Source organism: Arthrobacter sp. SE2 (assembly GCF_058244265.1).
In genome coordinates, this window is the sequence record NZ_JBZAYA010000002.1 from 120,264 (window position 1) to 134,397 (window position 14,134).

At 64.2% G+C, this 14,134-nt stretch carries 14 protein-coding genes; 8 read left to right on the forward strand and 6 right to left on the reverse strand.

The window, feature by feature from the left end; translation table 11 throughout:
* Positions 1-2 precede the first annotated feature (2 nt).
* Entirely contained in the window at positions 3-1,610 is a 1,608-nt protein-coding gene (locus AC4CS3_RS03285; protein ID WP_490782189.1) for a carboxyl transferase domain-containing protein, read from the reverse strand.
* 150 nt (positions 1,611-1,760) lie between these two features.
* On the opposite strand from AC4CS3_RS03285, the gene AC4CS3_RS03290 reads away from it, so the two are divergent.
* Positions 1,761-2,390, forward strand: a complete 630-nt coding sequence (locus AC4CS3_RS03290) for an SACE_7040 family transcriptional regulator (RefSeq protein ID WP_345449765.1) — start codon at positions 1,761-1,763, stop codon at positions 2,388-2,390.
* 310 nt (positions 2,391-2,700) lie between these two features.
* On the opposite strand, the gene AC4CS3_RS03295 is transcribed toward AC4CS3_RS03290, so the two are convergent.
* The 3 genes from AC4CS3_RS03295 to pdhA are packed head-to-tail and all read right to left on the reverse strand — an operon-like array spanning position 2,701 to position 6,283.
* Positions 2,701-4,110 carry a dihydrolipoamide acetyltransferase family protein gene (locus AC4CS3_RS03295; RefSeq protein WP_490782190.1) on the reverse strand — a complete coding sequence of 470 codons (1,410 nt, stop codon included), beginning with the start codon at positions 4,108-4,110 and terminating at the stop codon, positions 2,701-2,703.
* Positions 4,107-5,117 (reverse strand): alpha-ketoacid dehydrogenase subunit beta, encoded by a 1,011-nt coding sequence (locus tag AC4CS3_RS03300; protein ID WP_441414640.1) that lies wholly within the window; start codon positions 5,115-5,117, stop codon positions 4,107-4,109. The genes AC4CS3_RS03295 and AC4CS3_RS03300 overlap by 4 nt, the downstream gene beginning before the upstream one ends.
* Positions 5,117-6,283, reverse strand: a complete 1,167-nt coding sequence (pdhA, locus tag AC4CS3_RS03305) for a pyruvate dehydrogenase (acetyl-transferring) E1 component subunit alpha (protein WP_490782191.1) — start codon at positions 6,281-6,283, stop codon at positions 5,117-5,119. The genes AC4CS3_RS03300 and pdhA overlap by 1 nt, the downstream gene beginning before the upstream one ends.
* A gap of 195 nt (positions 6,284-6,478) precedes the next feature.
* On the opposite strand from pdhA, the gene AC4CS3_RS03310 reads away from it, so the two are divergent.
* The 3 genes from AC4CS3_RS03310 (at position 6,479) to AC4CS3_RS03320 (ending at position 8,110) form a co-directional block, all read left to right on the forward strand.
* Complete coding sequence (locus AC4CS3_RS03310; RefSeq protein WP_078105724.1) at positions 6,479-6,964, forward strand: Lrp/AsnC family transcriptional regulator; 486 nt, start codon at positions 6,479-6,481, stop codon at positions 6,962-6,964.
* A 139-nt stretch (positions 6,965-7,103) separates the two neighbouring features.
* A complete protein-coding gene (locus AC4CS3_RS03315) occupies positions 7,104-7,517 on the forward strand; it encodes a DUF4383 domain-containing protein (RefSeq protein WP_059387837.1) in 414 nt (137 codons plus the stop codon).
* 29 nt (positions 7,518-7,546) lie between these two features.
* Positions 7,547-8,110: a hypothetical protein gene (locus AC4CS3_RS03320; RefSeq protein WP_490782192.1), complete on the forward strand. Its 564-nt coding sequence runs from the start codon at positions 7,547-7,549 to the stop codon at positions 8,108-8,110.
* Between the two features lie 77 nt (positions 8,111-8,187).
* On the opposite strand, the gene AC4CS3_RS03325 is transcribed toward AC4CS3_RS03320, so the two are convergent.
* Positions 8,188-9,804, reverse strand: coding sequence for a solute symporter family protein (locus AC4CS3_RS03325; protein ID WP_490782193.1), 1,617 nt, complete (start codon positions 9,802-9,804; stop codon positions 8,188-8,190).
* Positions 9,801-10,178, reverse strand: a complete 378-nt coding sequence (locus AC4CS3_RS03330) for a DUF485 domain-containing protein (protein WP_059387841.1) — start codon at positions 10,176-10,178, stop codon at positions 9,801-9,803. Before AC4CS3_RS03330 ends, AC4CS3_RS03325 begins: the two co-directional genes overlap by 4 nt.
* Positions 10,179-10,341: 163 nt before the next feature.
* On the opposite strand from AC4CS3_RS03330, the gene AC4CS3_RS03335 reads away from it, so the two are divergent.
* From AC4CS3_RS03335 to AC4CS3_RS03350, 4 genes are read left to right on the forward strand one after another with little or no spacing between them, the layout of a single operon-like run.
* A complete protein-coding gene (locus tag AC4CS3_RS03335) occupies positions 10,342-11,508 on the forward strand; it encodes a histidine kinase (protein WP_490782194.1) in 1,167 nt (388 codons plus the stop codon).
* 15 nt (positions 11,509-11,523) lie between these two features.
* Positions 11,524-12,243: a LytR/AlgR family response regulator transcription factor gene (locus AC4CS3_RS03340; RefSeq protein ID WP_490782195.1), complete on the forward strand. Its 720-nt coding sequence runs from the start codon at positions 11,524-11,526 to the stop codon at positions 12,241-12,243.
* The gene (locus tag AC4CS3_RS03345) at positions 12,240-12,602 is read left to right on the forward strand and encodes a hypothetical protein (RefSeq protein ID WP_490782196.1); all 363 of its coding nucleotides are present in this window, start codon (positions 12,240-12,242) and stop codon (positions 12,600-12,602) included. Before AC4CS3_RS03340 ends, AC4CS3_RS03345 begins: the two co-directional genes overlap by 4 nt.
* Positions 12,599-14,071, forward strand: a complete 1,473-nt coding sequence (locus AC4CS3_RS03350) for a sodium/solute symporter (RefSeq protein ID WP_490782197.1) — start codon at positions 12,599-12,601, stop codon at positions 14,069-14,071. Before AC4CS3_RS03345 ends, AC4CS3_RS03350 begins: the two co-directional genes overlap by 4 nt.
* The last annotated feature ends 63 nt before the right edge of the window (positions 14,072-14,134 follow it).

The following is a 14,134-nucleotide window of genomic DNA, read 5'->3' on the forward strand; positions in this document are numbered from 1 at the left end:
GGTCACATCCGGAAGAGGCCGAAGGAGGTTTCCGGCAGGGGTTGGCGGGAGACGACGTCGAGGGCCATTCCGAGGACGCGCCGGGTGTCTGCGGGGTCGATGATGCCGTCGTCCCAGAGCCGGGCGGTGGAGTAGTAGGGGCTGCCTTGGTCCTCGTACTGCTGCTTGATGGGGGCTTTGAAGGCTTCCTCGTCCTCGGCGGACCATTCCTCGCCGCGGGCCTCGTATTGCTCCCGTTTGACGGTGGCCAGCACGCTGGAGGCCTGGTTGCCGCCCATGACGGAAATCCTGGACGCCGGCCACATCCACAGGAAGCGCGGTGAGTAGGCCCGGCCGCACATCGAGTAGTTTCCGGCACCGAAAGAACCGCCGATCACCACGGTGAGCTTGGGCACGCGGGCGGTGGCGACGGCGGTGACCATCTTGGCGCCGTTCTTGGCGATGCCGCCGTGCTCGACGTCCTTGCCGACCATGAAGCCGGAAAGGTTCTGGAGGAAAACCAAGGGAATGCCACGCTGGTCACAGAGCTCAATGAAGTGCGCGCCCTTGAGGGAGGACTCGCTGAACAACACGCCGTTGTTCGCCACGATGCCCACGGGGTGGCCATGGAGCTTCCCGAACCCCGTCACCAGTGTGGTGCCGTAGTCCTTCTTGAACTCGTGGAACCTCGAGCCGTCCACGAGCCGGGCGATGACTTCGTGAACGTCGTATTGGGCGTTGACGTCCGTGGGAACTGCACCATAGATTTCGCCCGGGTCCACAACGGGCTCGACGGCGGTGTCCACGTCCCACGCGGGGGCTGCCGGCTTGGGCAGGGTGGCGACGATGTCGCGGACAATCTGCAGGGCATGCTCGTCGTTTTCGGCGAGGTGGTCCGTCACACCGGAAATACGCGAGTGGACGTCGCCGCCGCCGAGCTCCTCGGCCGTGACGATCTCACCGATGGCGGCCTTCACGAGGGGCGGGCCACCCAGAAAAATGGTGCCTTGGTTGCGGACAATGACGGTTTCGTCGCTCATGGCGGGAACGTAGGCACCACCGGCCGTGCAGGACCCCATGACCGAGGCGATCTGCGGGATCTTCGCCGCGGACATCTTCGCCTGGTTGAAAAAGATCCGGCCAAAGTGTTCCTTGTCCGGGAACACCTCGTCCTGCTTGGGCAGGAACGCTCCCCCGGAATCGACGAGGTAGACGCACGGCAGTTTGTTTTCCAGCGCGATTTCCTGGGCCCGGAGGTGCTTCTTCACCGTCATCGGGTAGTACGTGCCGCCCTTGACCGTCGCGTCGTTGGAAACCACCATCACCTGGCGGCCATGGACCAAGCCGATCCCCGCGATCACACCGGCGCCCGGCGAATCATCGTTGTACATCCCGTTGGCCGCCAGCGGGGCGACCTCCAGGAACGGGCTTCCCTCGTCCAGCAAATAGTTGATGCGCTCGCGCGGCAACAACTTGCCCCGGGAGATATGCCGCTCACGCGACTTCTCCGGGCCACCGAGGGCGGCGACGGCAAGGCGCTTCTTCAGCTCGTGCACCAGTGACAGTTGCGCTTCCTCGTTGGCCGCGAACTGATCGCTGCTGGTATCCAGCTGGCTGGCGAGTGTCTCCATCGACTGTGTCCCATCCCGGCCCATGGCCATCTCAGTTAGTACCGCATAACTGGAATCTAGGTTAGTCTCGATTAACTGTGTTGTCCATCGCCCCGGCACCGGGCCTGCCCGGTATCGGCGCTGAATTGGACGCGTGCAAAAGGAGGAATTGTGGTCACCTTCCAGCGGAGCTCCCAGCAGGACGGTCAGGCACCGACCCAGCGAAGCCAAGCCAAGGAAACACGGCGCAAGGCCCTCCTGACCGCCGCAGCCGGGTTGTTCGCCGCCGACGGTTTCAACCGCGTGTCCCTTGAGGACCTGGGGGCCGCGGCAGGAGTCAGCGGCCCTGCGGTGTACCGGCATTTCCCGGGAAAACAGGCCGTGTTGGCCGAACTGCTGTTGAGTGTGAGCCGGAATCTGCTCGACGGCGGCCGCACCGTGGCGTCCGAGGCCCTCGACGCCGAAGCTGCGTTGCGCGGATTGGTGGAGTTCCACGTGGACTTCGCCCTCAGCAATCCCGATGTCATCCGGGTCCAGGACCGCGACTTCAGCAACCTCAGCGACTCCGACCAGGCCGAAGTCCGCACCCTGCAGCGCAACTATGTGGAACTGTGGGTGGGTGTGCTCGGCGAACTGCATCCCGACACGGATCCTGCCGAACTACGCGTCCGCGCCCACGCAGCCTTCGGCCTCATCAACTCGACGCCCCACTCGGTCCGGCACCACGGACGACGCATGGCGGTCAAAAGCGCCCGGCCCATCCTCGAACGCATGGCACTGGCCGCTCTGATGGTGCGCTAGCCGCGACGAGCCAGCTCCCCAGGCCAACGGCCGCTCACCTATGAGGCCCACCCGGCCAACGCCCGCTCACCTATAGGGCCCTCCCGGCCAACGCCCGCTCACCTATGAGGGCCACCCGGCCAACGCCCGCTCACCTATGAGGCCCACCACTAAACCCTCCTGAACGCCCGGGCCGCGCCGTTGTACATGTGAGCGAGCGTCGCCCAGAAACACGACATACGTGAGCGAGCGTCCCTCGGAACACGACATAAGTGAGCGAGCGTCCCTCGGAAACACGACATAAGTGAGCGGGCGTCGTCGAAAAGAACGGCTAGATCATGGTCATGACGGTTGCGGGGTCGGACAAGATCGCGCCCAAATCGGCCAGGAATTTCGAGCCCTGTTCGCCGTCCACCAGCCGGTGGTCGAAGGACAGGCTCAGTGACATCACCTGGCGCACCGCGAGTTCGTCGTTGTGCACCCAAGGAGCTTTGCGCACTGATCCGAGCGCCACGATGGCAGCCTCGCCCGGGTTCAAGATGGGGGTTCCGGCGTCGATCCCGAACACGCCGATGTTCGTGATGGAAATGGTGCCGCCCGTCAGATCTGCCGGGGCGGTCTTGCCTGAACGTGCCGTGTCCGTGAGTGCTGACAAAGCCGTGGACAATTCCAGCAGCGTCATCTTGTCCGCGTCTTTGATGTTGGGAACAGTCAGTCCCCGCGGCGTGGCGGCGGCGATACCCAGGTTCACGTAGTTGAACTGCACGATCTCCTGTGCGCCTTCGTCCCAACGGGAGTTCAGGGTCGGGTTCCTGCGCAGGGCAATCAACATTGCCTTGGCCGCGATCGTCAATGGCGTCAGCTTGTACCCGGCAAACTCGCGACTGGCCTTGAGCCGCGTCAGCAGTTCCATCGTGGGCGTGACGTCAACGGTCAGGAACTCCGTCACGTGCGGCGCAGTGAAGGCACTTTGCACCATGGCAGCGGCCGTGAACTTGCGGATGCCCTTGATAGGCGTGCGGGTCTCGCGTTCGGCGGAAACCCCGACGGCGGGCGCGGCGACCGGTGCGGCTTCGGGAACTGCGAGCTGCGGCTCGGACCCTGCTGCGAAGTCCTGGACATCCGAACGGGTGATCAGGCCGCCCGGCCCGGTTCCCCTGACCAGCTCGAGGTCAATTCCAAGATCCCTCGCCAACTTACGGACCGGAGGCGTGGACCGTCGACGCTCCTGCTCTACCACGGGGCCGTTTGGAACCGCGGGCTGTTCAACCACGGGAACGGGCTCGACGGCGGGAACGGGTTCCCGGGCGGGCTCGCGTTCGGCGGGGCCCCCGTCAAACATCCGCTGGCGTCGCGCCGGGCGTCCGGACTTTTCGACGACGGCGCCATAGCCCACGAGGTTCGGCTCACGCTTCGCCGCGGCCTCCGCCGTGCTTTCCGTGGAGGCGGCCTCACCGGAACCGGCAACACCGGAAGGCGCCGCTCCGTCGTCGTCGACTTCAAAGGAAACGATCGGCTTGCCGACCTCCACAACGGAACCGGCCTGTTCGTGCAGAGCGGCCACGGTTCCCGCGAAAGGCGAGGGCAACTCAACCACGGCCTTGGCCGTCTCGACCTCGGCAATGACCTGGTTCAGGGTCACCGTGTCCCCCACCGCGACCTTCCAGCTGAGGATTTCCGACTCAGTGAGTCCTTCGCCGAGGTCGGGCAGCCTGAATTCCTTGATCATGGTGGCGCTCATCCTTCCAGCCCGCTCAGGGAGTTGCCGCGGCCGAGTGCCCGGTCCACACCGTCAAGAATCCTGTCCAGATCGGGCAGGTGGTGCATTTCGAGCTTTGAGTACGGGTACGGGATGTCGAAGCCCGTGATCCGGACCGGCGCCGATTCAAGGTAGTTGAAGCACCGCTCGGTGATGCTGGCGGCGATTTCGGCGCCGAGCCCGCCGGACTGCGCGGCCTCGTGGGTGATGACGAGCCTGCCGGTCTTTCGGACGGACGCCTCCACTGCAGGGAAGTCGATAGGAGCCAGCGAGCGCAGGTCGATAACCTCTACGGAGACTCCTTCGTCGGCGGCGGCCATGGCGGCGTCGTTCGCGGTCTTCACGAGCGGGCCGTACGTCACCAAGGTGACGTCGCTGCCTGGTGTGACCACCCTGGCCTTTTCCATGGACAGCGCAGTGGACAGATCCGCGGTCTCATCCACTTCGCCCTTGTCGTGGTAGCGGCGCTTGGGCTCGAAGTACAGCACCGGATCATCCGAGGCGATGGCCTGCTGGATCATGGTGTACGCATCCTGCGGGTTGGAGACACTGATGACGCGCAGGCCCGAGGTGTGGGTGAAGTACGCTTCCGGGGACTCGGAGTGGTGCTCGGGTGAACCGATTCCGCCGCCGAAGGGAACGCGGATGGTGATGGGCATCTTGACGCGGCCCTGTGTCCGGTAGTGCATCTTGGCTACCTGGCTGACGATCTGGTCGAAAGCCGGGTAGATGAAGCCGTCGAATTGGATTTCGCAGACCGGCCGGTAGCCGCGGTACGCCAATCCGACGGCGGTGCCGATAATCGCGGATTCGGCCAAGGGAGTGTCAACCACCCGGTGTGTGCCGAAGTCTTTCTGGAGGCCGTCGGTAACCCGGAAAACGCCGCCGAGCGCCCCGATGTCCTCGCCCATGAGGACAACTTTGGGATCGTTCTCAAGGGACTTGCGCAGGCCGGCGTTGATGGCTCGGGCGAAGGTCAGCTTGCTCATCAGAGTGCACCTTCCTGGGTTGATCCGCTGAAGCTTTCCAGATAGCGGGAGTAGTGGTCCTTCTGGCGTTCGATCCAGGAGTTGGGGGTGCTGTACACGTGCTTGAAGAGGTCCAGCGGCTCGGGATCGGTCATGTTGATGACTCCTGCCCGCAAGCTCTTTGCGACCTCGTCCGCTTTGGCCTGGGTCTTGGCTTCGAGCTCTTCGGTCAGGAGGCCCTTGGTGCGAAGCAGCGCCTTGAGCCGGCTAATCGGGTCCTTGGCCGCCCAGTCCTCAAGCTCGTTGGCGTCGCGGTAACGGGTGGGATCATCCGCCGTCGTGTGCGGGCCCATGCGGTAGGTCACTGCTTCGATGAACGTCGGTCCGCCGCCCTTGCGGGCCCGGTCCAGCGCAATCCGGGTGACCGCCAGAACAGCCAGGACGTCGTTCCCGTCGACCCGCATGCTGGGGATTCCGAAGCCCGAGGCACGGTCGGCGATCTGGATGTGTGACTGGATCCGGACGGGTTCGGAGATGGCCCAGTGGTTGTTCTGGCAGATGAAGACCACGGGCACTTGGAAGCTCGCCGCGAAGACCATTGCCTCGTTGACGTCGCCTTCGCTCGTGGCGCCGTCGCCGAAGTAGGCAACTGCAACGGAGTCTGCTCCGTCGTACTGGATGCCCATCGCGTAGCCGGTGGCGTGCAGCGATTGCGAGCCGATGATGATCTGCTGGGTGGCAATGTTGTGGCGGTACGGGTCCCAGCCGGCCGAAGCGTTGCCGCGCCAGGCGCGGACCAAGTCTGTTGGTTCCACGCCGCGGCAGTAGGCGACGCCGTTGTCACGGTAGCTGGGGAAGACAAAGTCGTCGTCCCGGAGGGCTCGGCCCGAACCGATCTGCGACGCTTCCTGGCCAAGCAGCGGCGGCCACAAGGCCAGTTCGCCCTGACGCTGCAAGGCGGTGGCCTCGGCGTCGATGCGGCGGATGACCATCATGTCCTCATACAGAGAGCACAGTTGCTCGTCCGTGACATCGCTGACCCAGAGATCGAACTCCGGGTGGCTGATGCGTTCCCCTTCCGGGGAAATCAGTTGGACCAGACCCCCGCCGGTCCGACGCGGGCTTGCTGCACTGATTCCGGGATTCGAAGCCTTGTAGGCGTCCTGGCCGGGTTCGTCCGTCAACACAGTTGATCGCACCTTTCAGCTCGTGCTCGCAGGCCTTTGGAGGGACTTGTGATCCAGCCGCGGGCCAGCATCCGGGCGTCGTCGCCTGGATTAATTGTGACCATACTCACAATGCTCATTGGGTACAACCACCGTCGAAAATTCTGCGCATTTTGCACTATCAGGGAGTCTCGCACCGTGCTAACGTTGCGCATTATGCAAGCTTTGGATGGCACCGACACACGCCTGCTTTCGGCCATGGCGAAGGACCCCCGCGGCACGGTAGTGGCCTTGGCACAGAAGCTGGGACTGTCGCGGAATACGGTACAGGCGCGGATGGCGCAGTTGGAAAAGAAGCACGCGTTTCTCTCCTTCGAGCGGCGCATCAACCCGGCTGCGCTGGGCTATCCCCTCATGGCGTTCATCTCGGTGCATGTGCAACAGCAAAAGCTTGGACAGCTTGCCCTGGACCTCGCGGAAATCCCGGAAATCCTGGAGGGGTACGGCCTGACCGGTTCGGCTGACCTGCTGCTGCGGGTGGTAGCGCTCGACGCCGAGGATTTGTTCCGGATCAACGGCAAGATCCTCGCGTGTGACGGAGTGGAACGGACGGACACTGCGATGTCCATGGGCGAATTGATTCCCTTCCGGGTGCAACCGTTGCTGAACCGGAACACCAAGAAAGCGCTCCGTACCGGCTGAGCCCGGACAACGTCAAAAAATATTGGTCCCATCCCACCCATCCATAGCCCCGGGTGGTCCGAATATCTGGTTGAGAGCCCCGTCCGGGGTTTCGAACACAGGCCGGATACAAAACCGGCCATACCGGAAGGTTTGGACCATGCGCACTTCGCCCAACCGCCTGATCGCCACCATCTTTGGAGCCGTCTACCTGCTCGTGGGTGTCGTTGGATTCTTCGTCACCTCGGGAATTGGATTCTTCGCCACCGAGGGTGCCAATCTGATCATCTTTGCGGTAAACCCCCTGCACAACATCATCCACCTCGCCATCGGCGCCGCCCTGCTCTACGCGGGCATGAACAGCACTGTGCTGTCCAAGACCATCAACACGACGGTCGGCGCGGTCTACTTGCTTGTCGGCATCCTCGGACTGTTCCTCGTGGGCTCCGCCCTGAACATCATTGCCCTCAACGGCGCAGACAACGTCCTGCACCTCGCCAGCGCAGTGGTGCTTCTCGGCATCGGTCTCTCACAGGACAAGGTTCCCGCCACCACCGCCAGGGCCCACGTCTAGAAAACCTCGAAACCCGTAAGGAGCCGTCCGTGTCAGCTCAAGCAGCGACGTCCGTTGGACCCACCGCCGGGGCATCCCTCACCCTGTTTTCCTGCTTCGCGGGAATGGGGGCCGGCCTCGTGGAACTTTCCATCGCATCGAGCGACATTTCGAGCCGGGGACCGCTTGTGTGGGCGGGCGGCGTCTTCGGGGCCTGGGGTCTGGCGCTGCTGGCCAGCTCGATTGCCAGCCTCCAACGGGGGCGGCTCCGGTTCCGTAAGCCGACAACCATGGGCCTCCTCGCGGCCGTCACTGTCCATGTTGGATTCCTGGTTGGCGGCATGGCCGAAAGAGTGCTCGACGGCGGGCATCTGGCTGCTCTTTTCCTGGTCCTGATGGCCCTGGGATCCTCTGCCTGGCTCGCCCGCAGGTTCCGTGAGGACGACGGCGGAGCCACCTCGGGTCCCCCGAGGGCCGGCGCGCTCTTGGGGGCTGCCTTCGCCGCCGCCGTCGTCGTCGCAGCAATTACGACGCCGGGCCTCGCCGCCTCGGTGGCCGGAGCGCACGCCGTCCCGCACGGAGAGCACTCGCTGCCGGGCGGCCATAACCACTAGGGCGTCACGCCAATCCGCGGCAGAAATCCCTCCCACACTGAGTGCGGGAGGGATTTCTGCTTGTTGGACGGATACTCCTAGTGGTTCACCGCTTTCTCGGCTCCGACGCCGGTCAGGGAACGGACTTCCATCTCGGCCTGCTTCGACGTGTCTTCGCGCCGCTTGTCCACGACGGTTCCGAGCCAGCCAAGCAGGAAGGCGAGTGGAATGGACACGAGCCCCGGGTTGCTCAGAGGGAAGACTGCGAAGTTGGCGCCCGGGATCATTGACGTCTTGGCACCGGAAACAACCGGCGACAAGGCAATCAGGATGATGGCCGCCGACAGCCCGCCGTACATGCTCCAGGTGGCGCCCTGGGTGGTGAACTTCTTCCAGAACAGGGAGTAGAGGATGGTCGGCAAATTCGCTGACGCCGCCACTGCGAAGGCGAGGGCGACGAGGAACGCTACGTTCTGTCCATTGGCGAAAATACCGCCAACGATCGCAAGGACCCCGATGACCACCACAGTCCGCCGGGCCACTTTGACCTCGGTTCCGGCGCCGGCCTTGCCCTTGGAAATGACGTTCGCATAGATATCGTGGGCGAACGACGCCGCTGCCGTGATGGTCAAACCGGCCACCACCGCAAGGATCGTGGCGAACGCGACGGCCGAGATGAAGCCGAGCAGCAACGGCCCGCCCAGGTGGAACGCCAGGAGCGGCGCAGCGGAGTTCACCCCGCCCGGGGCCGATTTGATGGTGTCGGCTCCAACGAGGGCTGCCGCGCCGTAGCCGAGGACCAGGGTAAACAGATAGAACAACCCGATCAGCCAGATGGACCAGACCACCGATTTGCGGGCTTCCTTCGCCGTGGGCACAGTGTAGAAGCGCATCAGCACGTGTGGCAGGGCGGCCGTTCCGAGGACGAGTGCCAAGCCGAGGGACAGGAAGTCCAGCTTGGAAGTCTCGGTCTTGCCGTACTGCAAGCCGGGGTTCAGCACGTTGGGGTTCTTGGCAGAGTCTGCGGCAGCACCCAACAGGTTCGACAGGTTGAAGCCGTAGATGGACAGCACCCAGAGCGTCATGACTGCCGCACCGCAGATGAGCAGCACGGCTTTGATGATCTGGACCCAGGTGGTGCCCTTCATTCCTCCGATCAGCACGTACATGATCATGAGGGCGCCGACGACGACAATCACCAGGGCTTGTCCGCCCCAGTCGCTGATGCCCAGGAGCAAGGAGATGAGGCTTCCGGCGCCGGCCATCTGCGCCAGCAGGTAGAAAAAGCAGACGACCAAAGTGGTCAGGGCCGCGGCGATCCGCACCGGGCGCTGGCGCAGCCGGAAGGAAAGCACATCGGCCATGGTGAACTTACCCGTGTTGCGCATGAGTTCGGCGACAAGCAGCAACGCGACAAGCCATGCGACGAGGAACCCGATCGAATACAGGAAGCCGTCGTAGCCGTTGACCGCGATCGCCCCGGTGATCCCAAGGAAGGAGGCCGCGGAGAGGTAGTCGCCGGCGATAGCGGTGCCGTTCTGCGAACCGGTGAACGAGCGCCCGGCGGCATAGTAGTCGGCAGCCGTTTTGTTGTTCCGGCTGGCCCGGAAGACGATCACCATGGTGACCAGGACGAACAGGGCGAAGATGCCTATGTTCAACAGCGTGGTGTCCTTCAGAGCGGCGACGTTGACCATCGGGACCATGGCACTCATTTCGCTGCCCCCCTCACGGTGCTGCCCTTGTCGAACTCATGGCCCTCGATCTCATTCCGGATTTCTGTGGCTATCGGGTCCAGTTTCCTGTTGGAGTAGTGAACGTACCAGCCCGTAATTCCGAAAGTTGAGACGAACTGCAGCAGGCCCAGGACCAGGCCGACGTTGATGTTGCCCCACAGCTTGGTGGACATGAAGCCCACCGCGTAGTCAGCCAGCAGGACGTAAGCGAAGTACCAAAGCAGGAATGCGATGGCCATTGGAAAGACAAAACTGCGGTGGCGCTTGCGAAGCTCCTGAAACTGCCCCGTTTGCTGGACTTCCTGGAAATCAACGGACGCCGCTGCGTCCGGTGTCTGGGCCTCGTTACCCATGGCTTCCTCCTGGTTGTGGACGTCTACATCGACCACACAGTCCTGGCCGATGTGACTGGAATCACTATCGCCGCGCAGCTTCCTCACTTCCAGATTCACCGGCACAGGCGTCGCCCAGCGGACACGTTGCTGCGCCGAACGGCGCGTTCGCTAGTCTTGCTCCATGCCGGATTCCCCGCTCGTCACCGCCGCCGCCATCGCGGTCATCGTGCTCGCCGTGGCGATCGTCGTCGGAGTCGGCCTCAAGGTCATCCGTTCCTTCCGCGAGCTGGGAACCGACGCCGAGAGAGCCACCTACCAGACCCTGCACGCGGCGTCGCGCGCGGGACAGCACCTGCGCACCGGGCTCCACGCGGCGGGAGCGGCCAAGGCGAGCAAGCAATTGCGTTCCCTGCTTGGCTGCGACGCCCTGGCGATCACCGACACCGAGTCGGTCCTGGCGTGGGATGGCGCGGCGGAAGAACTCAAAGCGGTACTGATGGACCTCGCCTCGGGTGTGCTCTCCGACGGGCGGACCGTGGTTGTCCCGGCTTCGCACGCACTGAACGCCGTCGTCGCGCCGATCAGGGCCGGAAACCGCGTGGTGGGAGCCGTCGCGGCCTTCGCCCCGCAAACCGGTGCCGGGTTGGTCCGCGCAGCAAGCGAGCTGGCCGACTGGGTGGCCGTGCAAGTCGAATTGGCCGAGCTCGATGCTTCACGTACCTTGCTCATGGAGGCCGAAGTCAGGGCCCTGCGCGCACAAATCAGCCCCCACTTCATCTACAACTCGCTCAACGCCATTGCCTCGTTCATCAACACTGACCCCGCCAGGGCGAGGGAGTTGGTGGTCGAGTTCGCGGATTTCACCCGGTATTCCTTCCGCCGCCACGGCGATTTCACTACTCTGGCGGAGGAACTTCGGAGCATCGACCGCTACTTGCTGTTGGAGAAGGCACGCTTCGGAGACCGGGTGCAAGTGAGCCTCAGGATCGCGCCCGAAGTCCTGAGCACGGTGATTCCCTTCCTGAGCCTGCAACCGCTCGTGGAAAACGCCGTGCGCCATGGGCTGGAAGCGAAGGAAGGACCCGGGCACATCACCATCTGTGCCAACGACTCCGGGGCGTTCGCGGAGGTCACCATCGAGGACGACGGCGTGGGCATTGATCCGGAACACCTGCGCTCTGTCCTGGCGGGGCACGCCGACGGCGACCACGTTGGACTGCGGAACGTCGATGCCCGACTTCGGCAGGTCTACGGGGACGAACACGGCCTCGTCATCGAAACCGCACCGGGCGAGGGCACCTTGATCACCATCCGCGTGCCAAAGTCCCAGCCGAGCCATGATGCCTGAGGCTAATCTATAACCATGATCAACGTACTCGTCGCCGACGACGAGCTCCCCGCCGTTGAAGAGCTCGCCTACCTGCTGGGTCGGGACGAGCGCATCGGTGCCATCCACCGCGCAGTCTCAGGCGCCGAAGCCCTCAGCGCCCTCGAAACGGAATCCGTGGACGCTGTCTTCCTGGACATCCACATGCCCGCGCTTTCCGGCTTGGACATCGCCCGCGCCATCTCGCGCAGCCCCCGCCCTCCCGCCGTCGTCTTCGTCACCGCCGACGAGGACTGTGCGCTTGAGGCGTTCGAACTGGCCGCCGTCGACTATCTGCTCAAACCGGTGCGTGCCGAGCGCCTGGCGAGGTCCATCAGCCGCATCAGCGAGCTCATCAAGGACGGCAGCAAGGTGCCGGAGATGATCACCGTTGACCAAGGCGGAACCACCCGCATGATACGGAGGGACGACGTCAGCTACGTCCAGGCCCAGGGAGACTATGCCCGGCTGCACACCGCAGAGGCGAGCTACCTGATCCGGGTACCCCTGAGCGACCTCGAACAGCAATGGGAGGAAGCCGGATTCATCCGCATCCACCGCTCCTATCTGATGTCCCTCAACCACGTGGGGCATATGAAACTCGCCGCGGCACGGCCAAGTGTCACCGTGGCCGGAGCCGAACTGCCGATCAGCCGCAGGCATCTTCCGGCCGTGCGGGACAAACTCGAGGCCACCCGGATCCGGCCACAAGGATGACCCGCGTCAGGGTCACGGCCCCGCAGTCAGCTGCCCGGATAGCCCCGAAGCGTCCATACCATTCGCGCGAGGCCGCCGAGGACTCGGACGTCGGGCAGGTCTTCGTCCGGTCACTCATCCGTTCGCAGTTGAGCCTGGCTGTGGTTGTGGCTTCCGGATTCCTGCTGGTCCTGGCCGCCTACGGCTCCATGGTGGCGCTGGTCCCCCAGCTCGCGCAAATGCGGATTCTGGGCATCCCGGTCAATTGGATCATTCTTGGAGCGGCACTTTATCCGGTGATCGGCCTGAGCGCCTGGCTGTACAACCGCTCCGCGGCAAGGAACGAAGCCCGCTACCGCGATCTTGTGGAGGAGAAGTGAATCCCGCCGTCGGGCTCGCCGCTTTTCTGGGTGTGGCGCTCGCGACGGCGGCGATCGGCTTCTACGGCCTGCGCATTTCGCGCACCACGGGCGACTTTTACGTGGCATCCCGCACTGTCCGGCCATGGTGGAATGCCTCGGCGATCGGCGGCGAATACCTGTCGGCCGCGAGTTTCCTGGGCGTCGCAGGACTGATCCTGCTGACCGGAACGGATGCTCTGTGGTTCCCCGTGGGCTACACGGCCGGCTACCTGATGCTGCTGCTGTTCGTGGCCGCCCCCTTGCGCCGATCGGGCGCCTACACGATTCCGGATTTCACGGAGGCCAGGCTCGAGTCGAAAGCCGTCCGACGCGTGACGAGCCTTATCGTCGTGGCTGTCGGATGGCTCTATATCGTGCCGCAGCTTCAAGGCGCCGGGCTCACCATCCGGATCAGCACAGGATTGCCTTCCTGGGTGGGCTCCATCGCCGTCGTCGCCGTGGTCTGCGTGACGGTAGTGGCTGGTGGGATGCGTTCCATCACCTTCGTCCAGGCTTTCCAATACTGGCTCAAGTTAACGGCGTTGGCCGTTCCTGTCGTGTTCCTGCTGCTGAACCAGACCGGCGGCGGCTCACCGGTCCTTGCGGAGGCATCCAGCAATCCCACGGGCCTCCCCGCAGCCGGGCTCTACCAGACTGTCTCGCTCCTGGTGGCACTGCTTTTCGGAACGCTGGGACTCCCCCACGTCCTTGTGCGCTTCTACACCAACCCGGACGGCCAATCGGCCCGCCGGACCACCCTTATCGTGCTGGGCCTGTTGTCGGTCTTCTATTTGTTCCCGACGGCGTCCGGCCTGCTCGGGCGGGTCTTCGCACCTGAGCTTGCACGCAACGGACGGCCCGACGCCATGGTCCTGCTGCTGCCTGGAAAGCTGCTGGGCGGCGTGCCCGGCGATCTACTGTCGGCGTTGGTGGTCGCCGGCGCATTTGCCGCATTCCTCTCGACGACGTCGGGATTGGTGGTTTCGCTGGCCGGCGTTATCAGCCAGGACCTTCTTGGCGGGAGCGTGCACGGATTCCGGGTGGCCACCCTCCTGGCGGTCGCTGTTCCCTTGGCTTTTGCGTTCACCACGGATTCGATGGCCCTGGCCGGCAGTGTAGGGCTGGTGTTCGCTTTCACGGCGTCCACCATTTGTCCGGTCCTGGTCCTGGGCATTTGGTGGCGGGGCCTGAGCGACGCAGGCGCGATTGCCGGCATGTTGACGGGAGCCGTCCTGTGCGGGGGTGCGCTCGTATCGAGCACGATCATCGGTTCCGCCGCGCCCGGATGGATTGCCCAGCCCGCGGCGTGGACGGTGCCGGCCGCGTTTGCCGTGATGGTGCTCGTCTCGCGGGCCACGAAACACCGCATCCCCGGGACCGTGACCCGGCTGATGACCAGGCTTCATGTCCCGGAACGACCGGTGGCCACGGAGCGCCAGCTCCGTTGAGGGATTTCGGCCGAGGGCGCTGGGGATTTCGGCCGAGGGCGCTGAAGGCGCCGGGGCGCCTGT

Coding starts and splice junctions, on each gene's coding strand:
- AC4CS3_RS03285 (WP_490782189.1), bottom strand. CDS start 1,610: ATGGAGACACTCGCCAGCCAGCTGGATACCAGCAGCGATCAGTTCGCG.
- AC4CS3_RS03295 (WP_490782190.1), bottom strand. CDS start 4,110: ATGAGCGCCACCATGATCAAGGAATTCAGGCTGCCCGACCTCGGCGAA.
- AC4CS3_RS03300 (WP_441414640.1), bottom strand. CDS start 5,117: ATGAGCAAGCTGACCTTCGCCCGAGCCATCAACGCCGGCCTGCGCAAG.
- AC4CS3_RS03310 (WP_078105724.1), top strand. CDS start 6,479: ATGCAAGCTTTGGATGGCACCGACACACGCCTGCTTTCGGCCATGGCG.
- AC4CS3_RS03315 (WP_059387837.1), top strand. CDS start 7,104: ATGCGCACTTCGCCCAACCGCCTGATCGCCACCATCTTTGGAGCCGTC.
- AC4CS3_RS03325 (WP_490782193.1), bottom strand. CDS start 9,804: ATGAGTGCCATGGTCCCGATGGTCAACGTCGCCGCTCTGAAGGACACC.
- AC4CS3_RS03330 (WP_059387841.1), bottom strand. CDS start 10,178: ATGGGTAACGAGGCCCAGACACCGGACGCAGCGGCGTCCGTTGATTTC.
- AC4CS3_RS03335 (WP_490782194.1), top strand. CDS start 10,342: ATGCCGGATTCCCCGCTCGTCACCGCCGCCGCCATCGCGGTCATCGTG.
- AC4CS3_RS03340 (WP_490782195.1), top strand. CDS start 11,524: ATGATCAACGTACTCGTCGCCGACGACGAGCTCCCCGCCGTTGAAGAG.
- AC4CS3_RS03345 (WP_490782196.1), top strand. CDS start 12,240: ATGACCCGCGTCAGGGTCACGGCCCCGCAGTCAGCTGCCCGGATAGCC.